The organism is Pseudomonas petrae (assembly GCF_021728295.1).
In the GTDB taxonomy this organism is placed as follows: Bacteria; Pseudomonadota; Gammaproteobacteria; order Pseudomonadales; family Pseudomonadaceae; genus Aquipseudomonas; species Aquipseudomonas petrae.
The window spans coordinates 206,081-230,175 of the sequence record NZ_JAKJXE010000003.1; the positions used below are offsets into that span (position 1 = coordinate 206,081).

Annotated in this window: 22 protein-coding genes; 4 read left to right on the forward strand and 18 right to left on the reverse strand. The window is 62.2% G+C overall.

The genetic code is table 11. The features are described 5' to 3' along the window. Positions 1 to 21: 21 nt before the first annotated feature. The 6 genes from L4G42_RS06650 to trhA form a co-directional block, all read right to left on the reverse strand. On the reverse strand, positions 22 to 894 hold the full coding sequence (locus L4G42_RS06650) for a MurR/RpiR family transcriptional regulator (RefSeq protein ID WP_065991210.1): 873 nt from the start codon (positions 892 to 894) through the stop codon (positions 22 to 24). An 18-nt stretch (positions 895 to 912) separates the two neighbouring features. Then, the gene (locus L4G42_RS06655) at positions 913 to 2,160 is read right to left on the reverse strand and encodes a cysteine desulfurase-like protein (RefSeq protein WP_237251742.1); all 1,248 of its coding nucleotides are present in this window, start codon (positions 2,158 to 2,160) and stop codon (positions 913 to 915) included. Between the two features lie 21 nt (positions 2,161 to 2,181). Further along, positions 2,182 to 2,916, reverse strand: a complete 735-nt coding sequence (locus L4G42_RS06660; RefSeq protein ID WP_237251744.1) for an amino acid ABC transporter ATP-binding protein — start codon at positions 2,914 to 2,916, stop codon at positions 2,182 to 2,184. After that, positions 2,913 to 3,590 carry an amino acid ABC transporter permease gene (locus tag L4G42_RS06665; RefSeq protein ID WP_237251746.1) on the reverse strand — a complete coding sequence of 226 codons (678 nt, stop codon included), beginning with the start codon at positions 3,588 to 3,590 and terminating at the stop codon, positions 2,913 to 2,915. The genes L4G42_RS06660 and L4G42_RS06665 overlap by 4 nt, the downstream gene beginning before the upstream one ends. A gap of 52 nt (positions 3,591 to 3,642) precedes the next feature. After that, entirely contained in the window at positions 3,643 to 4,419 is a 777-nt protein-coding gene (locus L4G42_RS06670) for a transporter substrate-binding domain-containing protein (RefSeq protein WP_237251748.1), read from the reverse strand. A 516-nt stretch (positions 4,420 to 4,935) separates the two neighbouring features. Beyond that, positions 4,936 to 5,553 (reverse strand): PAQR family membrane homeostasis protein TrhA, encoded by a 618-nt coding sequence (trhA, locus tag L4G42_RS06675; RefSeq protein WP_237251757.1) that lies wholly within the window; start codon positions 5,551 to 5,553, stop codon positions 4,936 to 4,938. 165 nt (positions 5,554 to 5,718) lie between these two features. On the opposite strand from trhA, the gene L4G42_RS06680 reads away from it, so the two are divergent. Both L4G42_RS06680 and L4G42_RS06685 read left to right on the forward strand, forming a co-directional pair. After that, positions 5,719 to 6,639: a LysR family transcriptional regulator gene (locus tag L4G42_RS06680; RefSeq protein WP_237251848.1), complete on the forward strand. Its 921-nt coding sequence runs from the start codon at positions 5,719 to 5,721 to the stop codon at positions 6,637 to 6,639. Positions 6,640 to 7,282: 643 nt separating this feature from the next. Further along, positions 7,283 to 7,741, forward strand: coding sequence for an REP-associated tyrosine transposase (locus L4G42_RS06685; protein WP_237251774.1), 459 nt, complete (start codon positions 7,283 to 7,285; stop codon positions 7,739 to 7,741). Positions 7,742 to 7,992: 251 nt separating this feature from the next. Here the strand turns inward: L4G42_RS06685 and madM are convergent, their stop codons facing one another. From madM to L4G42_RS06735, 10 genes are all read right to left on the reverse strand, one after another. Continuing rightward, positions 7,993 to 8,757 (reverse strand): malonate transporter subunit MadM, encoded by a 765-nt coding sequence (gene madM, locus L4G42_RS06690; protein WP_237251776.1) that lies wholly within the window; start codon positions 8,755 to 8,757, stop codon positions 7,993 to 7,995. 1 nt (position 8,758) lies between these two features. Further along, entirely contained in the window at positions 8,759 to 9,193 is a 435-nt protein-coding gene (madL, locus tag L4G42_RS06695; protein ID WP_065991198.1) for a malonate transporter subunit MadL, read from the reverse strand. Positions 9,194 to 9,260: 67 nt separating this feature from the next. After that, positions 9,261 to 10,196, reverse strand: coding sequence for a malonate decarboxylase subunit epsilon (gene mdcH / locus L4G42_RS06700; RefSeq protein WP_237251778.1), 936 nt, complete (start codon positions 10,194 to 10,196; stop codon positions 9,261 to 9,263). Then, a complete protein-coding gene (locus L4G42_RS06705) occupies positions 10,193 to 10,819 on the reverse strand; it encodes a malonate decarboxylase holo-ACP synthase (RefSeq protein ID WP_237251780.1) in 627 nt (208 codons plus the stop codon). Before L4G42_RS06705 ends, mdcH begins: the two co-directional genes overlap by 4 nt. Beyond that, a complete protein-coding gene (gene mdcE / locus L4G42_RS06710) occupies positions 10,819 to 11,622 on the reverse strand; it encodes a biotin-independent malonate decarboxylase subunit gamma (protein ID WP_237251782.1) in 804 nt (267 codons plus the stop codon). Before mdcE ends, L4G42_RS06705 begins: the two co-directional genes overlap by 1 nt. After that, a complete protein-coding gene (locus L4G42_RS06715) occupies positions 11,619 to 12,470 on the reverse strand; it encodes a biotin-independent malonate decarboxylase subunit beta (RefSeq protein WP_237251784.1) in 852 nt (283 codons plus the stop codon). The genes mdcE and L4G42_RS06715 overlap by 4 nt, the downstream gene beginning before the upstream one ends. Continuing rightward, positions 12,463 to 12,762 carry a malonate decarboxylase subunit delta gene (locus tag L4G42_RS06720; RefSeq protein ID WP_065991186.1) on the reverse strand — a complete coding sequence of 100 codons (300 nt, stop codon included), beginning with the start codon at positions 12,760 to 12,762 and terminating at the stop codon, positions 12,463 to 12,465. Before L4G42_RS06720 ends, L4G42_RS06715 begins: the two co-directional genes overlap by 8 nt. A 2-nt stretch (positions 12,763 to 12,764) precedes the next feature. Continuing rightward, positions 12,765 to 13,661 carry a triphosphoribosyl-dephospho-CoA synthase gene (locus L4G42_RS06725; RefSeq protein ID WP_237251791.1) on the reverse strand — a complete coding sequence of 299 codons (897 nt, stop codon included), beginning with the start codon at positions 13,659 to 13,661 and terminating at the stop codon, positions 12,765 to 12,767. Beyond that, entirely contained in the window at positions 13,661 to 15,337 is a 1,677-nt protein-coding gene (mdcA, locus tag L4G42_RS06730) for a malonate decarboxylase subunit alpha (protein ID WP_237251799.1), read from the reverse strand. The genes L4G42_RS06725 and mdcA overlap by 1 nt, the downstream gene beginning before the upstream one ends. 98 nt (positions 15,338 to 15,435) lie before the next feature. Next, positions 15,436 to 16,584 (reverse strand): Fic family protein, encoded by a 1,149-nt coding sequence (locus L4G42_RS06735; protein ID WP_237251816.1) that lies wholly within the window; start codon positions 16,582 to 16,584, stop codon positions 15,436 to 15,438. 184 nt (positions 16,585 to 16,768) lie between these two features. On the opposite strand from L4G42_RS06735, the gene L4G42_RS06740 reads away from it, so the two are divergent. Continuing rightward, complete coding sequence (locus L4G42_RS06740) at positions 16,769 to 17,104, forward strand: CopG family ribbon-helix-helix protein (RefSeq protein ID WP_419789348.1); 336 nt, start codon at positions 16,769 to 16,771, stop codon at positions 17,102 to 17,104. 25 nt (positions 17,105 to 17,129) lie between these two features. Beyond that, positions 17,130 to 17,360 carry a type II toxin-antitoxin system RelE/ParE family toxin gene (locus L4G42_RS06745; protein ID WP_237251817.1) on the forward strand — a complete coding sequence of 77 codons (231 nt, stop codon included), beginning with the start codon at positions 17,130 to 17,132 and terminating at the stop codon, positions 17,358 to 17,360. Positions 17,361 to 17,533: 173 nt separating this feature from the next. Here L4G42_RS06745 and L4G42_RS06750 read toward each other — a convergent pair whose 3' ends face one another. Together L4G42_RS06750 and L4G42_RS06755 are read right to left on the reverse strand one after the other, a co-directional pair. Then, the gene (locus L4G42_RS06750) at positions 17,534 to 18,022 is read right to left on the reverse strand and encodes a chemotaxis protein CheW (protein WP_237254521.1); all 489 of its coding nucleotides are present in this window, start codon (positions 18,020 to 18,022) and stop codon (positions 17,534 to 17,536) included. Then, complete coding sequence (locus L4G42_RS06755; RefSeq protein ID WP_237259633.1) at positions 18,015 to 24,005, reverse strand: Hpt domain-containing protein; 5,991 nt, start codon at positions 24,003 to 24,005, stop codon at positions 18,015 to 18,017. The genes L4G42_RS06750 and L4G42_RS06755 overlap by 8 nt, the downstream gene beginning before the upstream one ends. Positions 24,006 to 24,095 lie beyond the last annotated feature (90 nt).

Sequence of the window (24,095 nt, forward strand, 5' to 3'; positions counted from 1 at the left end):
GGCAGACCGCCAAGCCAGGGCTCAGCAGTCGATGGTTTTCAGTGCATCGTGGTCGGGCCCATCGAGGTTCTGACCGGTGCGAAAGGCCAGACCCATAGCCAGGGTCTGCGCGATACAGAACGCGGCGGTCAGCGAGCGAAAGCCCAGCAATTCGGCATCGTTGACCTCGATCATCACCGACGCGGTTTGTCCGATGGGGCTGAGAATGCTGTCAGTGATCGCCACGATGGGTGTCCCCGCGGCGACGGCTTGCTGACAGGCGTCGATGGTTTCCTGCGCGTACGGCGGAAAACTCACCGCCACCAGCACGTCATCGCCGTGCAGTGCGCCGACCTGCTCCCGCAAGCTGCCGCCCAGACCGCTGATGTGAACGGCGCGACGACCGACACGGCTGAGCGCGTAACTCAGGTAGGAGGCCATGGGAAACGAGCGCCGCATGCCGACCACGAAGGTGGTGCGCGCCTGTTCCAACAGCTCGATGGCGCGCTCGATGGCCTCGACTTGCTCGCCTTCGGCCAGGTGCTCGAGCGACACGATGTTCGCGCGGCTGAACGCCGAGAGCATGGCGCCGACGTCGGTGGGGTCATCGAGCAATTGCTCGCCGCGATAGTGCCGGATGCGCTCTTTGAAACTGCCCTGCCCGGCCTGCTGCAACGGTTGTTTGAACAAGCGCTGCAGATCGCTGAACCCGCCGAAGCCCAACGCCTGTGCCAGCCGTATGAACGCGGACGACGGGATGCCGGAGATTTTCGCCAGCGCCGCGACCGTGTTCAGCGCCACGTCGTGGGGGTGCTCGTTCAGGTAATGCGCGGCGTCCCGCTGCCGCGCGGTCAGGCGTTCCTGATGTTCGACGATGGCTGCACGCAGCTCGGCCAGGGTTTGGGGTACAGGCATAAAAAGGCTCGATAGAAGTCAGGAGGGACGCAGTTCTGTGATCGCCTGGGCCAGATGCTCAACCAGACGATTCAGCTCATCGACGCTGTTGTAGTGCGCGATCGACACACGGACCACGCCGCCGTAAGGGGTCAGACCCAACTGTTCGATCAGGCGGCGAGCATAGAAGTCACCAAAGCGGATGCCCATGCGGTGATTGTCCACGCGGCGCACGATGGCTTCTGACTGAATGCCCTCCACCACAAAGCTGATGGTCGGCACGCGATCGCCGTCGGTCACACGGGATTTTCCGATGATTCGTACGCCCGGCGTCTCCCGCAGAAACGCCAGCAGTGTTTCGGCCAACAGGTCTTCCTGGACTTCGAAGGCATCGAACGCAGCCTGCATCAACTGGCGTTCGCTGCCGCTGGCGCCGAGGCGTCGGCCGATGTCGATCAGGTAATCGCTGATGCCGATGCAGCCGTAGGACAGCTCGTAGTTCAAGTTGCCTGGCTGCAGCTTGTAGGGAATGACCTCCTGACCGATGAAAAAGTGGTTCAGGCTCGGCAGCTCCAGCAAGGCCTCGCGCTGGCCCCACAACACGGCGAAGTGCGGGCCGAAGGTCTTGTAGAAACTGAACACGTAATAATCGGCGCCGCTGGCTTGCACATCGACCAGCCGATGGGGCGCGTAGGCCACAGCATCGACGCACACCTTGCCGCCGACCGCGTGCACCCGGCGCGCGACTTCGGCGACCGGGTTGACGCTGCCGAGGATGTTCGACGCATGGGTCATGGCCAGGTAGCGGGTCTTGTCGCTGAGCAGCGCATCCAGATCAGCCAGTTCCAGATCCATGCTCTGCGCGTTGACCGCCCAGACGCGCAACGTCGCGCCGCGGTCTTCGCACAGCCGCACCCACGGCCCGATGTTGGCTTCGTGGTCGCAGTTGGTGACGATGATTTCGTCGCCGGGATTGATCGACGGAGCGATGGCGCGGCAGAGGATTTGCAGCAAATGGGTGGTCGAGCCGCCCATCACGCACTCTTCCGGGTAGCGCGCGTTGATCAGTTGCGCGACCGATTCCCGCGCCTTCATCACACGTGCGCCAGCGTCCACCGACTCGCTGTAGGACGCGCCCAGTTGCACGGCGCTGTTGAGCAAGTAATCGGTGATGCGCTCCGCGACCGGCTTGAGCACGGCCGAGCCGCCGGCGTTGTCCAGGTAGGCATAGCCGCTGCTGAGCGCGGGAAACTGGCTGCGTACGTAAGCGATGTCCAAGGCATTCAAGGGATGAGCTCCAGAGTCTGATCAGTGATGCAGGATGGCCTGCAAAAACGCGCGGGTTCTCGGCTCTTGCGGGGCCGTGAAGAAATCGTGCGGGTTGTTCTGTTCGATGATTCGGCCGTTTTCCATGAAGATCACCCGGTCGGCGACCTTGCGCGCAAAGCCCATTTCGTGGGTCACGACGACCATGGTCACGCCGGAGCGGGCGAGGTTCTGCATGACGTCCAACACTTCGCCGACCATCTCCGGGTCGAGTGCCGATGTGGGCTCGTCAAACAGAATCACCCGTGGCTCCATCGCCATGGTTCGGGCGATAGCCACGCGTTGCTGCTGGCCGCCGGACAACTGGCTCGGGTATTTCGCCGCGTGGGCGCCCATGCCGACTTTTTCAAGCAACAGGCGCGCGCGCTCATTGGCGTCACGGCGCGACATGCCTCGCACCCGGACCGGCGCCAGCGCAACGTTGGCGAGCACGGTGAGGTGCGGGTACAAATTGAAATTCTGGAAGACCATGCCGACTTCGCAACGGATGCCGGCCAGCTTCGGGCCCGTTTCAACGCGTTGGCTGCCGACGCGGATGTCGCCCTGCTGATATTCCTCCAGCAGATTGATGCAGCGGATCAGTGTCGATTTCCCGGAGCCCGACGGCCCGAGGATGACCACCACTTCGCCTTGATCGACGGTCAGGTTGATGTCGGTCAGCGCCTGGAATGGCCCGTAGAATTTGGCCACGCCTTCCATTTCGATGACGGCGCTCATGTGCTTTTCCTCCGGACGCCGTTACGCCGCTCGATCCAGCTCACTAGCTGCACCAGCGGCAAAAGCAGCAACAGGTACATGACCGCCGCGCCCACCAGCGGTGTCGGGTTAGCCGCCAGCGCCTGGGCCTGTGTGGCTTGCTTGAGCAGGTCAGGCATCGCCACGACCGACGCCAACGCGGTGTCTTTCATGACGTTGATGCAGTTGCTGGTCATCGGCGGCATGACGATGCGCATGGCCTGGGGCAGGATGATGTCGCGCATGGTGTTGAAAAAGCTCATGCCCTGGGACGCCGAGGCTTCGAATTGTCCGCGCGGGATGGCTTCTATACCGGAGCGGAAAATCTCCGCCGAATACGCGCAGGACACCAGTGACAGCGCCGCAGTCGCCGCCGCGAACGACGACAGGCGAATGCCCACGAATGGCAGCGCGTAATAGATCAGCACCAATAGCACCAGCAATGGAATCGAGCGCAGCACGTCGATGTACACCCGCGCCAGAAACCGCACCGGCGCGTAACCGTACAACCGCAGCATCGCCAGCACCAGCCCGCCCACCAGGCCGAGAATGATGCTGACCACGCCGAGCATCACGGTCACGCCCAGGCCGCGGAGCATCAGTGGCAGCGCATCGACGAACACGCTCCAGTTGAAGAACGTTTCTAACAACTCCATTGCGATTCCTTGGTGGCGAGCAGCGACGGGCGCGGGCGTGAGCGGTCAGGGATTACTTGAGTACGTCGACCACTTTGACGGTGCTGGACTCCGGATCAGCGTCGGCACCGAACCACTTCTTGTGCAAGTCGGCAATCACGCCTTCTTTCTTCATCGTGGTGATGATGTCGTTGACCTGGCCGGCCGATGCCCAGCCCTTGGCGTGCATCAACGAGTACTTCTCACCGGTAGGAATTTTCGCGACGACTTTGTATTGCGGCTTGTCCTTGATGTAGTACAGGACCGCCGGGATATCGCTGATATAGCCGTCCATGCGGCCGGACGCGAGATCGAGCATCGCAGGCGACAGCCCTTCGTAGCGTGAGACTTCCTTGAATTTGTATTCGGCCTGATGGGCATTGACCCACATGTCGCCGGTGGAGCCGGTGTCGACGCCGACCACCTTGCCGTCCATGTCTTTCAGGCCAGTGATGCCGGATTTGGCGAGCACGGAGAGGGATTGGTCGCTGTCGTAATACGGCTGGGCGAATCCGACCGATTCAAGGCGCTTGGGCGTGATGGTGATCGAGGAGATGGCGATGTCAGCACGCTTGGACTGCACGGCGCTGAACAGACCGTTGAAGGGGATGTTGACGAATTCCACGGTCTTGCCGGCGCGCTTGGCGACTTCCTTCACCACGTCGACTTCAAAGCCGACGATTTCGCCTTTGGCGTCCTGAAACTCCCACGGCACGTTGCCCACGTTGGCGCCGACGGTCCAGTCAGCGGCCCAGGTGGAGGCGGAAAAGGCGGTTGCCACGGCCATGCTCAAGAGTACTTTCACATTCATGTCTTGCTCCCCGATTGATCAGTCAGTTCAAGAAGGCCGCCTTACCCGAGTGGGGGCGTTTCGAGGATCAGACTAGGATGACGAATCAAATAATTCAACAAATAAAATAAATGAATTAAATGCTTCAATCGGGTGCGAAAGTTATCCGCATTGGTGCAGGTAGCAAAGCGCGCAAGGCTGTGGGGTGTACAGAAAATGATCAGTGATTTGAAGGACGCCATGCACCGAAGCAGCGCATGGATTGCTCTAATACATAATCTGCGGCATATCCCATTCGTAGGAGCAGGCTTGCTGGCGAACCGCACCGGATTTACGTACGCGCCGATTTTGTGTCTGGCGCAATCCGAGTGTAGGAGCGCGCTTGCCCGCGAATGCAATTTGTCTGCACCGTCAATGTTGGCTGACCCGCCGCCTTCGCGGGCAAGCGCGCTCCTACACGTTCTTCGTCGAATCCAGATGCAATGGCTGGCGTGTAATCCCTAGGAAACGGGCCTTCAGCGGCCTACCGCTTGAGTCTCACAACACATAACGCGTGATCGCGACAAAGTGCAGCAGGCTGCCGGCGATGACGAACAGGTGCCAGACGCCGTGGAAGTGTCGGACGCGGGTGTCGAACGCGAAGAAAATGATCCCCACGGTGTAAAACACGCCACCCAGCGCCAGCCAGATGAATCCGGCCATCCCCAGCGCGGCGATCAGCGGCTTGACCGCGACCAGCACAATCCAGCCCATGACCGCGTAAATGACGATGGACATCACCCGCGCTTCGGAACGAGGCTTGATCTCCTGGAGGATGCCGATGATCGCCAGCGCCCAGACGATGCCGAACAATGTCCAGCCCCACGCCCCGTGCAGCGTCACCAGACAAAACGGCGTGTAGCTGCCGGCGATAAGCAGATAGATCGAAAAGTGATCAACCTTTTGCATGATCACTTTCGCCCGGCCGCGAACGCTGTGATAGACCGTCGAAGCGCTGTACAACAACACCAGCGCCACGCCGTAGACCGCGACGCTGATGATCTTCCAGATGTCCCCCGTCATCGTGGCGACAACCAGCATCCACACCGCGCCGATCGTCGCCAGAATCGCGCCCACCAAATGGGTCCAGGCGTTGAATTTTTCTCCGTAGTACATCCGCAAACTACCTCTCTCAATTGCATGACACGCGCCAAGCGTCCTGCTTCTGAACCGCGATGACAACGTCTAGTGTCACGTTATCGAGAATTTATGCAGTCAGCCGCCGATCTCTTCGGCACAATCGGGCGCTCTCAAAACAAGAACCCGACGCGGGCCCACACGATGCAGATCGACGAAGAGCTCACCCTCAAGAAGCTGGAAATCTTTCTGGCGTTCATGCGCACCGGCAATCTGGCCCGGGCGGCGGCCGAGTTGCAGACGAGTACGGTCAGTGTGCATCGGGCGATTCATTCGCTGGAAAGCGCCTTGCGGTGTCCGCTGTTCAAGCACGAAGGCCGCAACCTTACGCCCCTCGAAGGCGCTTATGTGCTGGAGGAGCGCGCGCAGAAGCTGGTGCAGGACGTGCTCAGCACCATCGAACAGACGCGGCAGGCAGCGGGGTTTTCGGCGGCGCGGTTCAAGCTGGGGGCGTTGTATTCCCTGACGGTCAAAACCGTGCCCCAGCTGATCATGGGCCTGAAGATCCGCCGCAGCGAGCTCAACATCGACCTGATTCTGGGCTCGAACATTGACCTCTTCTACAAGCTGAAGAACATGGAAGTGGACGCTGCGCTGGTGTCGCTCAACGAGAGCGTAAGTGATCCGGATTGTGAGCAGCTGCCGCTGTTCTCCGACGATATTTTTCTCGCCACACCAGCCGATTCGCCCTTCGCGCTACAGAGCGAGGTGGACCTGAGCGACCTTCGGGAGATGACCTTCATTACCCTGACCCAGGGCTTCGCCACCCACCGCGACGGCGCGCGGGTGTTTGAACAGGCCGGATTTGAACCGAAGATCGCCATGCAAGTGAACGACATCTTCACGCTGCTGAGCATGGTCAGCTCGGGTGTGGGCTACGCCTTGCTGCCGGGGCGAATCGCCGCCGTCTACGAAAACCGCGTCCGTCTGGTGCCGCTGCAAGCGCGATACCGCATGCAGCAGCACATCGGTCTGGTGTTCCTCAAAGCCCGCGAACGCGACCCGAACCTCTTGGCATTGCTGGCGGAATGCCGGATGTACTCGAACCGGCTGGCCCAGGCCTGAGCCGTCCCCCTGTGGGATCGCGCTTGCCCGCGAAGAGGCCAGTGCAGCCGACACATCTATGTCGTCCGAACCAAAGCCTTCGCGGGCAAGCGCGCTCCTACACGTGCGCAGCAAACGCCAAATCCACGTCTGCCCGCGAGAACCACGTCGCATCCACATTTGCTCGTGAGGTCCGCCGCCAAGGCCGCGCCGAACCCGCTTCTGCCGAAGGCGTAGGAGCAGCAAACGCCAAATCCACGTCTGACCGCGAGAATCACGTCGCATCCACATTTGCTCGTGAGGTCCGCCGCCAAAGCCGCGCCGCACCCGCTTCTGCCGAAGGCGTAGGAGCGCGCTTGCCCGCGAACAGGTCGGTACAGGCGACACATCTCTGTCGTCCGAACTCAAGTCTTCGCGGGCAAGCGCGCTCCTACACGTTCGCAGCGAACGCCAAATCCACGTCTGCCCGTGAGAACCACGTCGCATCCACATTTGCTCGTTGAGGTCCGCCGCCAAGGCCGCGCCGCACTCGCTTCTGCCGAAGGCGTAGGAGCGCGCTTGCCCGCGAATGCGTCATCACGGACACATCCGGAATATCTGTTTGCCGCAGAACTGATTGCCTGTGCACTAGCCTGATCGCGCACATCTCACAACGCGCAAAGGAATGCCAATGTCACAAAGAAGCGCTGATCTGCGGCTGGGCCGATATTCGGGAATAGGGCAGATATACCTTCTGAACTCCGTGGTGCATGGCCGACAACCTCTGTTCGCCAACTGGCGCACCGGGCGGCTGGTGGTCGAGGAGTTTCGCCGGGCCCAGCAGGCTGGCATTGCAGACTCTCTGGCGTGGGTCGTAATGCCGGACCATTTTCACTGGCTTGTCGTATTAAGAGAGGGGACGTTGGGAATGCTGGTGCGCCGGGTTAAATCCGGCAGCGCGCTGGCGATCATGCGGGCGGGTTACACACCGCTTCGGGTATGGCAGAAGGGTTATCACGACCGGGCGGTCAGGCGGGAGGAAGATTTGCAGGCCGTTGCGCGTTACATCGTAGCTAACCCTTTGCGGGCCGGGCTGGTGAAACGCGTGGGGGATTATCCGCTGTGGGATGCTGTGTGGCTGTGAGATTTTTTCGCGGGCAAGCGCGCTCCTACAGTTGACCACGTCGTCTGCTGGCAACATTGTCTAGCGGACAACGCGGGCTTGCGCGGTCAGTGTAGGAGCGCGCTTGCCCGCGAACAGGTCGGTACAGGCGACACATCTCTGTCGTCCGAACTCAAGTCTTCGCGGGCAAGCGCGCTCCTACAGGTTTTGCGGCAGACAATCGCCCGGGCTTGGCCTTGGGAATTCCGCTGAAAACATGCTGCCACCTAGCCTCAGCCCAAAATCCCCCGCACGATGAAGTACAACAGCGACGGCCCCAGCAAACAGCCGAGGCCGGTGTGGAACGTCGCCGTCAGCGCGCCATAGGGCACAAGCCGCCGATCCGTCGCCGCCAACCCGGCCGTCACGCCGCTCACGGTGCCGGCCAGACCGCCGAAGACCATTGCCGAACGCGGGTTATCCAGCCCCATCCAGCGCGCAGCCATCGGGGTGCCGACCATCACCAGAATGGCTTTGATCAGACCGGTCGCGATCGACAGCGCCATCACATCCGAGCTCGCGCCCAACGCCGCACCGGTGACCGGCCCGACGATGTACGTCACTGCGCCCGCGCCAATGGTGGTGATGCTCACGGCGTCGCGATAGCCGAAGGCATATGCCACACAGCAACCGACGATGAACGGCAGCAACGTGCCGAGCAGCAGCGAGAACGCGCCAATCCAGCCGGCCTTTTTCGCTTCGGTGGCCTGCACTTCGAACGCCGTTGCGACGATGGCGAAATCACGCAGCATCGCCCCGCCCATCAAACCGATGCCGGAGAACAGCGCCAAGTCCGCCAGCCCTTTCTGCCCGCCAGTCATAACGCCGCCCACCCACGCCAGCACCAGGCCGATGACGATCGCAATGGCCGAACCATGAATGCGCCCGAACGTCAGGCGCTTGGACAGCACCACCGAAATCCACATCACCACACCCACGACGGCGAACGCGGTGACCAGGCCCTGGCTGATCAGGTCTTTCTGAATAAGCTCCCACATATCAGCGGCCTCCTGCTGGCGAAACGGTCGGCGCAATCACCGGCAGCGGATTCGCGAGTTCGTCTTCTTTGGGCAGTGGCTCGCCCTTGTTGATGCGGCTAATGACTGCAATCGTGCAGCCACAGACCACCACCGACACCACTGCAGCGATGACCGCGATCGGCCCGCCCTTAAGCGCCGTGACGACGTTTTGCTGAGCGGCCATGGCCACAACGACCGGGATGTACATGGCGCCCCAGAAGCCGACGCCCATTTCGCAGCCTTCGCTCATGCCGCCGCGCTTTTGCATGAACAGCCGCGCGCAGATCAGCAGGATCATCGCGATCCCCACGCCACCCACGTTGGATTTGACGCCCAGCAAAACGCCGAGCAGATCACCGAGAATCACCCCCGCGAGGGTGCATATTGCGAGTAACGCCACGCCATAAATCACCATTGTTCTTATCCTCAAATCGCATCGTCGAAGTTGTTGTTTTTGTGTTCCTTCGAAAGCAGCAGTCGGTTTATGGGTGGCGGCGTTCCTCCTCTCGCGACAGCGCGCTGAGCGTGTCCAGCCGGGCGCCCTGGAAAGCGACAACCGATCCTTGTTCGAAGACGCGGCGCGCCAGGCCCGTGAGCACGGTGCCCGGCGGCAGCTCAATGTGCAGACGCGCGCCGCGCTCGTAAGCGGTTTGCACCGTACTGCGCCAGTCGATGACCCGGCACATGTTGAACGCCAGGTCGTCGCGCACCTTGTCGGCGCTGAGCATCGGCCGCGCAGTACTGCCGCTGAGGTATTTCAGCGTCGGTGCCTTCAGAGAAACGTTGGCAAACCCATCAGCGAGCGCCTGTGCAGGTTCTGCCAGCAGTTCGCAATGGGACGGCACGCTGACGGCCAATCGCTTGGCCGCGGCTGCACCCTGTTCTTTTGCCAGCGTGGTGACGGCCGCCATGGCCTCGTCGCGACCGGCAATGACGAACTGGTTATCCGCGTTGATGTTGGCCAGATAGACCGGCGTCTCAACGCTGTGAATTCGAGCGATCAACGCTTCGACCGTGGGTTGATCCAGCCCGATGAGCGCGGTCATGCCGTAGCCCTGTGGATAAGCGCTTTGCATCAGCTCACCCCGCAGCGCCACCAGACGCACGGCATCCGAAAAATCCAGAGCCCCCGCGATCACCGCCGCCGGATAAGCACCGATGGACAAACCCGCGACCATATCGGGAGCGTTTTCATCGGCGATCAACACCCGCGCACAGGCGACGCCGGCGATCAGCAAACAGAGCTGAACGGCTCGCGTCGATTGCAGGGCGGCGGCCGTATCCAGCGTCAGGACGTCCTCGTTCAATGCAGCGCTCGCTTCTGCCAGGCACTGCGCGACCAAGGGGTGCTCCGGCAGCCCGTGGAGCATGCCCGGCTGTTGCGCGCCCTGGCCGGGAAACGCCCAGAAGCTGCTCATGCCGCAACCGCCTGCGCCAGCCAAGGGTTATCCACAAGCCGCGCGCCGTCTTCGGCTTTGAGCAGCACCTGGCGAGACGATCCTGCCCACTCACGCAGCGCCACGGCACCAAACGGTGTTTGAAGCTGAAGGTCGATGCGGCAGGCCGCGCTGGCTAGCTGCTCAAGCAAACGGGCGGCATGCTGGCGATCAAGATAATCCGGGGTGCGCAGGATGAGATCCAGGTCGCTGCCCGCGTGCAGCACCGGCACGCCACTCGCCAGCTCGAAACCGGCGCCACCCGCCACGCCCCACGGCTGGCCGAGCGCGTCCATCACTGAACGGATCTGCTCTAAGGCGCGCAGCGCCGGCCAATCAGCGTCAGCCGTGATGGCGATCAACCCCTCAGGCCGCACGCACCGTTGCACATCGTCGAGCCTCATGTGGGTGGCGTAGCGCTGATCCCGCGAGCGACCCCGCACGCCCACCGCCACTAGGCCCGCCGCGACACGGGCGCGGCGAACCACCACTGGATGACCGAGGCCAACGGCTTCAAACACCCATGCCGGCGCGTCGATCGGCAACGCAGCCGCCGGCAGACCCCACAACAGATCGTGGGGCAGCACCGGCTGAAAAGTGCTCATTACCACTGCGCCCGCAACAACTCGCGCACTTTCGACGACGCCGCACGGTTTGGCGCGCCGAGGCGTGAACTCAAATCATTACAGCCGGCCAGGGTGTCTTTGATCGCTGCAATCAAACAGTCCTGCACCAGCGTGACATCCGAAGCGCTGGGCTCCTCGATCTGACTGACCGACAGGGTTTCCCAGAGCAGGCCGAGGCTGGCGTAGCTGTCGATGTCGTAGGCCATCGGCGGCACGCTGGCGGCGAGTTTTTCCAGTTCTTCCACGCTGCGGAGTGTCACCCGCGCTGCAGATGCCTTGCCCATGGCGTGAACCATGACGCCCGGGTCGCGCAGGGCGATCAGCCGATTGGCCTGATAACCGTGGGCGAGAAACGCGCCGGACATCGCCTTGCCGACCAATAGGCCAATCACCGGATGCCCGGCCAGACGCGCCCGGGCGTAAGCGTCAACCGCACCGGCCAGCGCTTGATGGATGCCCAGCGCTTCCTCGCGGCGGCCATAGGCCTGACTCGGCACGTCGATGATCGCAATCAGCGTGCGCTTGTTGTCGCTGTGGCGATCCAGCTCGATGGCACCGTCGACCGCGTGGGCCAGCCCCCATCCTTCGAGCAGTCCGACTTCGCCGTTCTGCGCGCGGGGAAAACGGTTATCTGGATCGGCGACCACGGCCAGGAACCGTGCCGGGCGATTGCCCGAGGTGCCGTCCGCTGCTTTCACCGACGCCGGCAGCCCCGCCACTTCAGCGGCGTTTGCGGCCAGCGCATTGAACCAGCTCAATCCACGAAGCGAGTAAGTACTCATGACCGGTCTCCTTGATACGCGCTGCGCACGGCAGCGGGCTCTATCTGCTGGGCCGTGTCCACTTGCGACAAACGCTCGAGGAACCAGGCGTATCGACTGCTGCGCTCCTGCTCGGGCTTGCCCTTGTGCAACAACGCGTGCACCTGTTGCTGAATGGCGCTGATGTCATCGGCGACAAACGCATCCACCAGACCGCTGGCAAAACGTTGCTCGCCCCCCGTCAGGCTCCAGATGAAGGGCCGGTCGCGGGAATCGTATTCTTCGATGCCGGCTTCCTGTTCGATGACTTGCGGGCCGTTCAGGCCCAGACGCGCTTCCTGGGTAACGACCAGATAACTGCACAGCGCCGCCGCAATCGACATGCCGCCGAAGCAGCCGACGCTGCCCGCCACCACGCCGATCACCGGCTGATAGCGACGCAGATCAACGATCGCCGCGTGAATGTCGGCGATGGCGGCCAGCCCGAGGTTGGCTTCCTGCAAACGCACGCCCCCGGTTTCCAGCAGCAGAACGGCTGCCGTGGGAATGCCCTTGCGGTTGTCTTCGGCGGCCAGTTCCAGCGCGCCGGCCATTTTGGCGCCGCCGACTTCGCCCATGCTGCCGCCTTGAAAGCCGCCTTCGATGGCGCAAATCACCACCGGTTTGCCCTCGATCGTGCCCTTGGCGATCACCACGCCATCGTCGGCCTGTGGCACGACGCCTTGCTTGGCCAGCCAAGGGGAAACCAGACGCTCGAAGGGATCGATCAGCTCACGAAAACTGCCATCGTCCAGCAGTGCGCGGGCGCGTTGGCGGGCGCCGAGTTCTACGAAACTGTGCTGCTGCAGAAGCCGCGTGCTGTCAGTCATGACCGACCTCCTCGAAACCTTGCTCCAGACGCAGCCGGACCACGCCCGGTGTGGCGCCGAAATCGTGGATGTCGATGCTCATGGCCGGTGGCGTCTGGCCGTCGAACATGCGCTGGAAGAGGTTTTCCCAGCGCGCCGAACTGCCGTTGACCGACGTCAGCACCTGGATCGTCAGCTTGCCCGGCTGACCCGGCTCAAGCAGCACTTCCAGATCACCTGAACCGACACAACCCACCAGCGCGCGACCCAATGGCGGCTGCCCGGCGGGGAATTCAAAAGACAGGGTTTCCATGATCAGATGTACCTCGTTTCATCGCCGAGCGCAGGCTCCAGGCGATCAATAAACAGGCAAGCGGCGAGCAAATCGGCAGCGCCGCCAGGAGAGGCGTTCAGGCTCAACAGTTGTTGATCCAGCTGATTCAGCGCGCGACGGCCGCTGAGGGTCGCGCTGCCGCCGGCGTCCAGCACCCGCTGCGCACCGTGTTGCATGGCGTGCAGGCCTTCTTCACCCGCGCGATACAGCACGCAGGTATCGGACAGCGTGGTCATGATCGCCAGCAGTGCATCGAGTCGCGCGTTTTGCTCGCCATGCCCGGCGGCCCGGCTGCGGATAAGTTGCGGCAAGCCGGTTTGAGTGACGGCAGGGAAACCCGCTTGCGCTTGTTCTCGGGCACCCTTTGCACCGTATTTCTGCGCAACAGCTTGCCCATGGCTGTGGTTGGAGGGCTGATGACGATCCTCGATCAATGCCAGCTGGCCTGCGCGTCGGCTCACCCCTTCTGGAAAAAGATCACGCCGATCAAGCGCCGCAGCCGTCACCAGCAAACCCAGTGCCCAGATCGCGCCACGGTGGGTGTTGACTCCGTTGGTGGTGCGCATCATCGCGGCTTCGCCCTCGCGACCGAGACGGCCAATAGTTAGCCGCAACAGCGGGTTGATCTCGCCGATGGCCATGGCGGCGTCGGCCATTTGCTTGAACGCGGGCCACAGCGACAGCGCTGATGCGTGCATCAGACCCAGGTGCAGGTCCGTGTGGGCGCCACTGCTGCGACGATCGACCAGCGCCGGTTTTGGCGACAGGTCGGCTTCGTCGATCAGCGCATCCACCGCCAGATCGGCCAAACGCTCTGCCAGTGATGCCGGGTTCGGCGCTGCATCGAAAGTGTCGAAAGCTACGTTGAATGCGCGCATCACCAGCTCCTGAATTTCGCAGGCGGGTTGTACAAACCGCCGGACCATTCCACCAGTTCGGCGACGCTCTTGGCGGCCAGCAGTTCACGGCTCGCGTCCGTGCGACGAATGCCCAGGTCCTCAGGCAGCGCGATCAGCCCTTCGCGGCGCATGCGGGCGGTGTCTTTCGGGTTGTGGCGCAGGCCGATGGAGGTCACGCCCGCGACGGCGGCGATCATGGCCTGACGCTCTTCCAGCGTTCGCGCCTTGTACAGATAGGCGACGCCTTCTTCGGTCAGCAGATGGGTCACGTCATCGCCATAGATCATGATCGGCGCCAGGGGCATACCGCTCTTTTTCGCGACTTCCACGGCGTCCAGGGTCTCGACGAAGGTCGGTTTGCCGCCTTCCTGGAAGGTCTCGACCATCTGCACGACGAGCTTCTTGCCGCGTTCAAGATAGGCGTCCGGCCCGTCACCGCTCTGCTGGCGCATGTCCAGCCAGGCGGGCGTGGCGTGACGTCGGCCGTGCGGGTCGTGCCCCATGTTTGGCGCGCCGCCGAAGCCGGCAAGGCGCCCGCGCGTAACGGTGGAAGAATGGCCGTCACCGTCGACTTGCAGCGTGGCGCCGATGAACAGGTCAACGGCGTATTGCCCGGCCAGTTGGCACATCATCCGGTTGGAACGCATGGAGCCATCGTGACCGGTGAAGAACACATCAGGCCGTGCGGCGATGTAATTCTCCATGCCCAGTTCGGTGCCGAAACAATGCACGCTTTCGACCCATCCGCTTTCGATGGCGGGGATCAGCGTCGGGTGTGGGTTGAGCGTCCAGTTGCGGCAGATCTTGCCCTTCAGGCCCAGGGATTCGCCGTAGGTCGGGAGGATCAGCTCGATGGCAGCGGTATTAAAACCAATGCCGTGGTTGAGGGACTGGACGTTGTGTTTTTCGTAGATCCCGCGAATCGCCATCATCGCCATCAGCACATGCACCGGCTTGATGTGGCGCGGGTCGCGGGTGAACAGCGGCTCGATGTAGAACGGCTTGTCGGCGACGACCACGAAGTCGACCCATGACGCCGGGATGTCCACACGCGGCAGGTCGCTGACGTCATCCACCAACTGGTTGACCTGCACGATGACGATGCCGTCGCTGAAGGCGGCCGGTTCGATCAGGGCGGGGGTGTCTTCGGTGCTGGCGCCGGTGTAGATGTTGCCGGCCCGGTCAGCCATGAAACCGGCCGAGAGCACGACATTGGGAATCAGGTCGACCAGGAGGCGGGAATACAGCTCGATGTAGGTGTGAATCGCGCCGATTTCCAGCAGGCCATCTTCCAGCAACTGGCTGATGCGCAGGCTTTGCGTACCGGCGAAAGAGAAGTCCAGCTTGCGGGCGATGCCGCGTTCGAACAGGTCCAGATGCTCGGCCCGCCCAACGCTGGGCATGATCATGTGCAGGTCGTGGAGTTTGCCGGGATCGGCCTTCACCAGTGAGCGCGAAAGGAAATCCGCCTGCTTCTGGTTGTTGCCTTCCAGCACCACGCGATCGCCCGGCGCAATCAGCGCCTCAAGCGCCGCAACAATCTTGTCGGTCGGCAGTACAACGCCATCGGCGAAGGAACGCACCAGGTCGAGCCGCCGCAGCTTTTCAGTGCGGCGACGCGACCAGCGCGGGTCAAGTTTAGTTGTTGTGGTCATGCTGACTCCACGAGTTCGCTGTCGTGGGGCAGATTAGGAGGGGTTCAGGTGCGGCATCAATCAAGCAAATGCGAGAATCATTACCGTGAGAGTAATGATCAGTCCGGCCAGTTGATTTGATAGCGGGTGCTGCGCCCTCCGCCCGGGAGTTTAAGCAGGCAGTCCTTTTCCAACAGGTCCGCGAGATGCCGGGTTGCGGTGGCTTTACTGACTTTGGCGACCCCTTGGTATTGAGCGGCGCTGATGCCGGCGGCGAAGCCCGCCTCCGGCATCTCCGGCAGCAGGTTGCCATTCAACAACCGATTGAGCACCTTGGTCTGCTCGGGAGATAGCCCGTCATCCCGATGGGCTTGCCAGAACCTTGCCTTCGCCAAATCCCGGTCGATGCGCTGGATGGCCTGCTCAAACGTATGGAGCAGCGTCTGTAAAAACCAGACGAGCCATTCGGTGATGTTCAGGCCACCACGTTGGGTTGCTTCCAGAATACGGTAGTAGTCCTGACGGCGGGCGAGGATGCTCGCGGACATGGCATAAAAGCGTATTGCCTGATGTTCGCCTTGGGCCATGGCCAGATCAGTGATTGCGCGGGTCAAACGTCCGTTGCCATCGTCGAACGGGTGCAGCGTCACGAACCAGAAATGCGCGATGCCCGCGCGGATCAGCGGGTCGAGGGTTGGATCGGCGCGGCTGCTGTTGAACCAGTAGAAAAAGTCATCAAGCTTTTGCTCCAGGCCTTCGCGCGCAGGCGCCTCGAAATGCACCACGGGCCTGTCGATGCGACCGGACACGACCTGCATGGGCTCAGGCCCCCTGAGCGTCCCAACCTGGATGGGGTATGCCGTCAGCGCGCTCGGTTCGGGGAATAACAACCGATGCCAATGCATCAGCCGTTCAGACGTCAGCGGCGCGTCGTATTGTTGAGTGGCATCCAGCATCAGCTCCGCCAGACCTTCACTGCGCGCAGTCATGCGTTCATCGCTGGCGAGCCCGAGCCGCTTTGCCAGAGAAGAACGCACTGACTCCACATTCAGCTGCTCACCTTCAATGGCCGATGAGGTGATGACGTTCTGCAGCAGGGCGTCCAGTTCGCGCTCGACATTCGCGTCGGGGCCTGACGCGCCAATCATCCCCAATAACTGACCCTGCGCCTGAGTGCAGGACCGCAACAGCGGCGCCAACGGCTCCACGTACCAGGAAAAGGACGGCCATTTGGGGTGTTGCCAAATCCACTTTTTTGACTGTTCCACGTAACGCCTCGGAGGTACATGAGCCGATTAGCGACATTATTCGGCTCACGGAATGAGCCGAATATGCGGTTTATTCGGCTCATCGTCTAGGAGGGATTTGGGAGGAAAGCGATATATATGTACCGCAATCGATCCTTCTCGACTGATTAAACTGTCCACTTCACAAATCTGATATCCGAGCGCCATGTCGCAGTTGCCTGAATTGCCTTTTCCGACCCAGACTCCTACCTTTGAGAGCGACATATATGCCTTTCAAGCGCCCGGAGAACTCATGTCATCGACTGTTCTGTCATTTCAAGCCGATGAAGAAACAGTACAAACACTCGATCAGTTGGCCGGCGCCACTGGGCGTGATCGGCAATATCACCTTCAGCAAGCACTGAGCCGCTACCTGGAATCCGAGATGCGCCAGATGCTGGCAATCTCGGACGGCATAGCGGATGCCGACGCAGGAAAGCTTACCGACATCGAATCTGTGAAAGCGAGATGGGTGAAGCGTGCTGACAATAGCCCTGACTGACAAAGCGCAGAGTGATCTAGAAGGCATGCATGAATACTACGCAGCAATATGCGGCTCGGAAGTAGCGAACCGAATCGTGATTGACGTGCTTGGTCAGTTGGAGTCATTGAGGACGTTCAGTGGGCTAGGCCGGCCATCACAATCCCCGGGCGTCAGGGAGCTGGTGTTGACTGGATACCCGTATGTGACACCGTATCGGGTGAAGGATGACCAAGTGCAGATCCTGAGAGTTCTGCATCACCGAATGGATCGATGACAGCGCGCTATCACAAAGCTAACGCTGCTCACGTGGGAGCGAGCTTGCTCGCGAATAGGCCGAGACAGCCGCTAAATCTTCAGCGACTGATACACCGTATTCGTGAGCAAGCTCACTCCCACATGGGCTGTGTCCGCTATGCAACCTGCGGCGTTTGAGAGCCGGGGATTCTCTTACAAGCTCGGCGTCATCTGCACCAACCCCGCCTCCACCAACCACTCTTCCAGCGCCACAAGGTCCGGGATCTTTGCCACGGTCTCGCCCACTTGCACCGCGGCCAGCTCCAGCTCGGCCAGCGGCACGTCGACGTAGCTGAGCTGGCTGTCGAGCTTGCAGGAACGCGGAATGCCTTGGGTCAGCAGGGCGATGAATTTGAGGTCAGGCCGGCCGCCGAGGGCATTGAGTACGACGATGCGGGCGCGGCCTCCGACACGGGCGCGGCTGCCGCAAGCGGCTTCGAAGCTGAGCAGCGGCAGACTGCGGTTGCGCCAGTTGATCGGGCCCAGGTACCACTGCGGTGCGGCGGGGTCGGCGACGCTGTCTTGATAGTCGATCAGCTCGGCGACCGCCACGTTGGGCAACAGCAGGTGCCGGTCACTCAGGGGGATGAGCAATCCGGTCAGGCTGGTCAGCCGCGCCGTTTGCGTGGTGGTGTCAGACATGGGCGTGGCTCCAGTGGGCGATGCTTTCCAGCAGTGCGGCTTCCTGATAGGGCTTGCTCATGTATTCGTTCACCCCCAGCCCCATGGCGTGGTCGCGGTGCTTCTGCCCTGATCGCGACGTGATCATGATGATCGGCAGGTGCTTCAGCGCGTCGTCTCCGCGAATCTTGCTGACGACTTCGAAGCCGTCCATGCGCGGCATTTCGATGTCCAGCAGCATGATGTCCGGGGTGTGCTCCTGCAGCAGCGCCATGGCATCGACGCCGTCTTTGGCCGTCAGTACGTTCATGCCGTTGCGTTCCAGCAAGCGGCTGGTGACCTTGCGCACCGTCACCGAATCATCCACCACCATCACCAGCAACGGCCGAGCCTGTTCGGGTTCGACGTAACGCACCGGCGCGTGACCGGCGACTTGCAGCGCGAGCAGCTTGGCGTGAAAGCGCCTTATGTGCGCAAACAGGTCGAGAATCAGCACGACGCGGCCGTCCCCCAGAATGGTTGCGCCGGCAATGCCGGGTATCGCGGAAAACTGCGGCCCCAGGTTCTTCACCACGATTTCCCGCGAGCCGGCCAGCGCATCCACCTGCACCGCAACCCATTGATCGTGTACGTGCACGAGGAGCACTGGCAGCGGCTGGGTCTGCGTCTGGCCACTCAGTTTCGGCGGATGACCGTTATTGAGCAGCTCGCCCAGATAACGCAGCTCGTAGGTCCGCCCGCTGTACTCATAGCGCGGCGGCGCCGACTGATAACACGTCTCCAGCTCGCTCGGCATCACGCGCACGATGCCCTCGATGCTGTTAAGCGGCACGGCGTACTGTTCTTCGCCGCACTGCACCATCAGCGCCCGATTGACCGACACCGAAAACGGCAGGCGGACGCGGAAACGCGCGCCCTCACCCGCCTTGGAATCAATGACCATCGAGCCGCCCAAGTCCTTGACCTCGGCATGCACCACGTCCATGCCGACGCCGCGCCCGGAAATCTGTGTGATGGTCTCGGCGGTGGAAAAGCCTGCGCGCAGGATGAACTGCAGAATGTCGTGTTCGCTCAGCTCGGCGTCGGGGCTGATCATGCCGCGCTTGATCGCCTTGCGTCGCACGGCCTCGAAGTCGACACCGGCGCCGTCGTCGCGCATCTCGATGACGATGTCGCCACCTTCGTGGGCCAGACTCAGCGTGATATGCCCCCACTCGGATTTGCCGGCGGCCAGGCGTTCCTCGACGCTCTCCAGGCCATGATCGACGGCATTGCGCAGCATGTGCTCCAAGGGCGCGACCATGCGCTCGAGCACGTTGCGGTCCATCTCGCCCTCGGCGTTGATCACGTCGAACTTGACCTTCTTGTTCAGCTCGCCCGACACCTGACGGACGATCCGGCGCAGGCGCGGCACCATGCGCTCGAACGGCACCATGCGCGTGCGCATCAGGCTTTCCTGAAGCTCGGTGTTCACGCGCGCCTGTTGCAGCAGCAGGGTTTCGGCCTCATGGGCGCGGGTGTCGAGGGTTTCCTTGAGGTCCATCAGGTCGGACGCGGACTCGAACAGCGCGCGGGACAATTGCTGCAGCTGCGAATGCCGGTCCATTTCCAGCGGGTCAAATGCTTCATACCCGAGCCGATCGACGTGATGATCACGGCTGAGAATGCGGCCTTGGGTCTCGATGTCGAGTCGGCGCAGTTGATCGCGCATCCGCTCGATGGTGGTTTCCATTTCGACCAGGGTGATCTGCGCGTCGCTGACCTGCTGCTCGACACGGCCCCGGAATATCGAGGTTTCCCCCGCCAGATTTGCCAGGTCTTCCAGCTGCTCGGCCGGGACCTTGATCATCTCCGGGCCGGTGCGCTCGCCGTCGCCCTCGGCCTGTGCGGCCGCCGAATCAACAACAGGCGCTGGCAGCGGAGCCGGCACCTCCTCAGGTTTTTCGACAGGCTCGCGGGCGGCCCCGGACGAGGTGTAGTGACCGATGCTCTCGATCAGCAGCGCCGGGTTGGGCAACGGCTCGTAACCCCGAACGGCATCGACCATGTCGGCGAGCATGTCGTGGCCGCTTTGCAGCAGGCCGTTGAGCAGCGCGCTGTTTTTCAGCGCACCCGTCGACACCCCTTCATACAGCGACTCCAGCTCATGGGCCAGATCGCCGATCGGCGCGATCTCCACCATGCGTGCACCGCCCTTGAGCGTGTGCAGGTCGCGCAGCAGGTTTTCGACTTCCAGCGTGTTGTGCGGATCGGCTTGCCAACGCACCAACGCCGCGCTGCTGCTCTCGATGATGTCGTCGGCTTCTTCGAGGAAGATCTCCAGCAGTTCCGGGTCGCGCTCGTCCAGCGAGTGAATCATCGCGCTGACGTTGCGAGTCACGCCGTCATTGGGCAGCAGGTAGCAGTTGCGCTGGCGAAACTCGCGAATCTTTTCGATCAACGAGGCAGGACTGGTCAGCGCCGAGCGGTGCTGCAACTGCTCAAGCATCAGCGACAGGTGATCGTGGCTGTGCACCAGCAGCTCGGCCAGTTGCGGCGAGTAACCGCAACGTCGGTCGAGCAGACCTTCATAGAGCGATTCCAGCTCGTGACCGAGATCGCCCACCGGGCCGATTTCGGCCATGCGCGCGCCCCCTTTGAGGGTGTGCAGATCACGCTGCAACGATGACAACGGCAGCGGGTTTTCCGGGTCGTCGAGCCAGCGTTGCAGCGCAGGACCGGCGATGTCGAGAATGTCCACCGCCTCTTCGAGGAAGATCTCGACGATTTCCTGATCGAAATCATCTCGGACAGGTTGAGCGGGTTGAGCGGGTTGAGCGACACGCTCGGTGATCTCCTCCATGTTCGTGATGCTTGTCGCCCCACCGCCATCACTTTTGATAACGCCCATCGCGCCGGGGTCCAGCGCTTCGGCGAGCAGCCCGCGCAAGGCGCTCACCCGTTCGGGGCACGGCTGAACTTCCTGTCCGGCGGCGACCTGATCAAGCATGTTTATCAGCGCTTCGTGGGCCTTTTCGGCTTCGTCGAAAAACCGCTCGCTGACGGCAAGGCTGCTTTCTTCCACCGCGCCATACAGGTCGAGCAGCGCTTCGCAGAGCTCATCAACCTGAGGCAGGTCGGCCATGTGCGCGCCGTGGCCAAGCATGGTCAGTTCATCGAGCAGCGCGTTTAACTCCTGGCGGTGGCCGGGGTGCTGGCGCCAGTCTTTGAGCAGGTTGTCAGCGTCCAGCAGGATGTCCATGCCTTCAGCCAGAAAGCTGGCAATCAGTTGCGGATTGCGCCGCGTGCGCAGGCCATTGCTGTCGTCGCTCAAGGCATCGGCCAAGCGCGCGTCGAGCAGCTCGTGGGCCTGTTGAATCAGTGCGGCGGCGCCTTCAATGGGCATCAGCGGGTCGACATTCAGCTGGGACAGGCCTTGATGAAACAATGGCTCGGCCGCACGCAGGAGGTCGATTTCGTCCTGCCCGACCGCGATCAGGTTGGTCTTGAACTCGCGGACCAGTTGATCCAGCGGGCTCGCCAGCTCGGCGATCGGCAAGACGCCCGCCATGTACGCGCTGCCTTTGAGGGTGTGCAGCGCGCGCAGCAAATCGTTGCTGAACACCGGCGCGTCAGTATCCTGCGCAGTGTCGAGGTAGCGGCTCACCGTGTTCAGGTGGGTGTGGGCTTCCTGACGGAAGATCTCCAGCAACTGCGGATCGAAACCCTCTTCGTCCTCCAGCCGTTGCGCAGGCTCGATGTCATCCGCCTCGCCCTGAGCCAGCGCGTGGGCCTGGGCTGCCAGTTGGTCAACATCGTCACGCTGACGCTGAACGTCCTCGGCGAAATCGCGAATCACGTCCGGCAGCAAGTCTTGGACGTCCGTGAGCAGCTGCTGCACCCGCGCGTCTGGCTCGACGCTGTGCTCCAGCACGCGGTTCAGCAGATTTTCCACCGACCACGCCAGTTCGCCCAGAATCAGCGCGCGCACCATCCGGCCGCTGCCCTTTAGCGTATGAAACGCACGACGAATCTCGCCCAGCGCCGAGAGATTGCCGGGGTCGGCACGCCAGCGCGGCACGTACTCGCGCAGTGCTTCGAGCATCTCGTCGGTTTCTTCGAGGAAGACTTCACGCAGCTCGTCATCGATCGCCTGCTCGCCCTTCGGCGGCGGCAACAGGCTGGCCGGCATGTTGCGCGCGGGCGGGTTGACCGCCGACAACGGGCTGGCCAGCACTTCGGCGAGGGTCCGACTCGGGCTGACCAATGCCTGGCGTTCGTGCAGGTCTTGCAGCTCTTCTTCGCTGATGACTTCTTCTAGCACCGGCACATCCAGCGCGTCGGGGACCGGGGAATAACCGAGTCTGGCGAGACTCTCCTGGGCCAGATCCAGCACGTGTTCACCCGGCGCTTCCGGGTCTTCGGCCGTGCGTTCGAGGTAATACTCGACGCCGATGATGACGTCGGCCAAGTGATCGAGCTGCGAGCCGGCCGGGCTTTCGGTGTCGACCAGCAAGTGCTCGGTGATGTAGTCGTTACAGGCCGCCAGGAGGCCGGATGCCCGCGCCAGCGGGATCATCGCCAGCGCGCCGCGCACCTGAACCAATTGCTCCGACAGTGGCTGCAGACGTGCCCGGTCCAGCTCGCCGTCGACGTAGGCGTCGATCACGTCCTTGGCCTGCTGCAGGACGATGCGCGCTTCCTTGATGACCAGTTGGTGAATCTGGCTGAGATCCGTGGTCGGCAGACGGCTCTCTTCAGGGCTGCTCTGGTTGACCGTTCCGGCCATGCCCGCCAGGGTCGATTCGACGTACAGCAGCGCGCCGGCGACGTCCATCAAGGTGGCATCGTCGGGTGCGCGCTGCCCCTGGGCCATGCCTTGCACCACGGTCATCTGATCAATGATGACTTTGCGCGGCTGACCAAAGCCCAGCACCGCCAGGGTGTCGGCGATCTGCCTCAGCGGCGGCAGTAACGCACTCAGCTCACTGACGTGCTGGCGATCGCCGCGCACGAAGACGTCAAGCCGCTCCTTGGTGCGCACCAGTTCATCGCACAGGGCGATGATCACCGAGCGCATGGCGTCGCGATCCGGCCCGGCCATGCGCGCACGTTCTTCATCCACCAGGGCGCTGTGCGGCAGTGCATCGGCCAGCGCGTACTGGTCCTTCAAGTCCGTCATTTTCTGCGCCTCGCTGTCGGACTTGGCGATGTAAAACAACAGGCTTTTCAGGAGTTCGTCGGGCGCAGGCTGATTGATGCCCTCGATGCCTTGATCCAGCAGACGCTTGAGTTCTTTGTCGGCGTCCTTGAACAGGCTGCGCAGCGCCGGGCTGTTGGTGAAGTTGCCGCTGACCATGGTTTCGACCAGCGCCGACGCGATGCGCCACAGCGGTTCGAGGGGCGCGTCGGCGCATAACACCTCAAGCCGTGCGAACACTTTGCCCATGTAACCGAGTTGGGTCTGCACATCCTGATCGCGAAGCAGCCCGACCAGCGCGGTTTGCAGCGTCTGCCGCAGCTTGCGCAGTTTCGCGGGCAGTTCGGGGCTGTCGCGCTCGGCCAATCTGTCGGCATCCAGGGCGGGGATGGACAGCAATTGCGGCGAGAACAGGCTGGTTTCCGACAGCAGACTTTCGCCCCGTGCGCTGCGCAGATCATTGAGCAGCGGCAGCACCACCAGCGGCAGATCACGGCGAGCGGAATGCACACGCTCCAGATAGACCGGCAGCTGGGTCATCGCCAGATTCAGCAGTTGAACCGCTTCGCTTTCCTGGGCGACATGGCCCTGTTTCAGCGCCAGGGCCAGCTGTTCTATTTCCTCGGCGAACAGCGCGGCGCCATAGAACTCGATCATCTGCAGGCTGCCGTGAACCTGGTGGATGAAGTCAAGGCACACGTCCATCGCCGCTGCGTCGTGGGGTCGGGCGACAAAGGTGTCCAGTGCCTGTCGGGCGTGTGTGAGGGTTTCGGCTATTTCGCCTTTGACCCACTCCAGGGCCACGTAATCGTGACGGTCAGCCATGGTGACTCCGGTTGCCTGTGCCTTGACGCTGCTTCATTTGCATTAACGGGTGCATTAACGGTGCTATCAAACGGACTTTCAAAAAAGCTT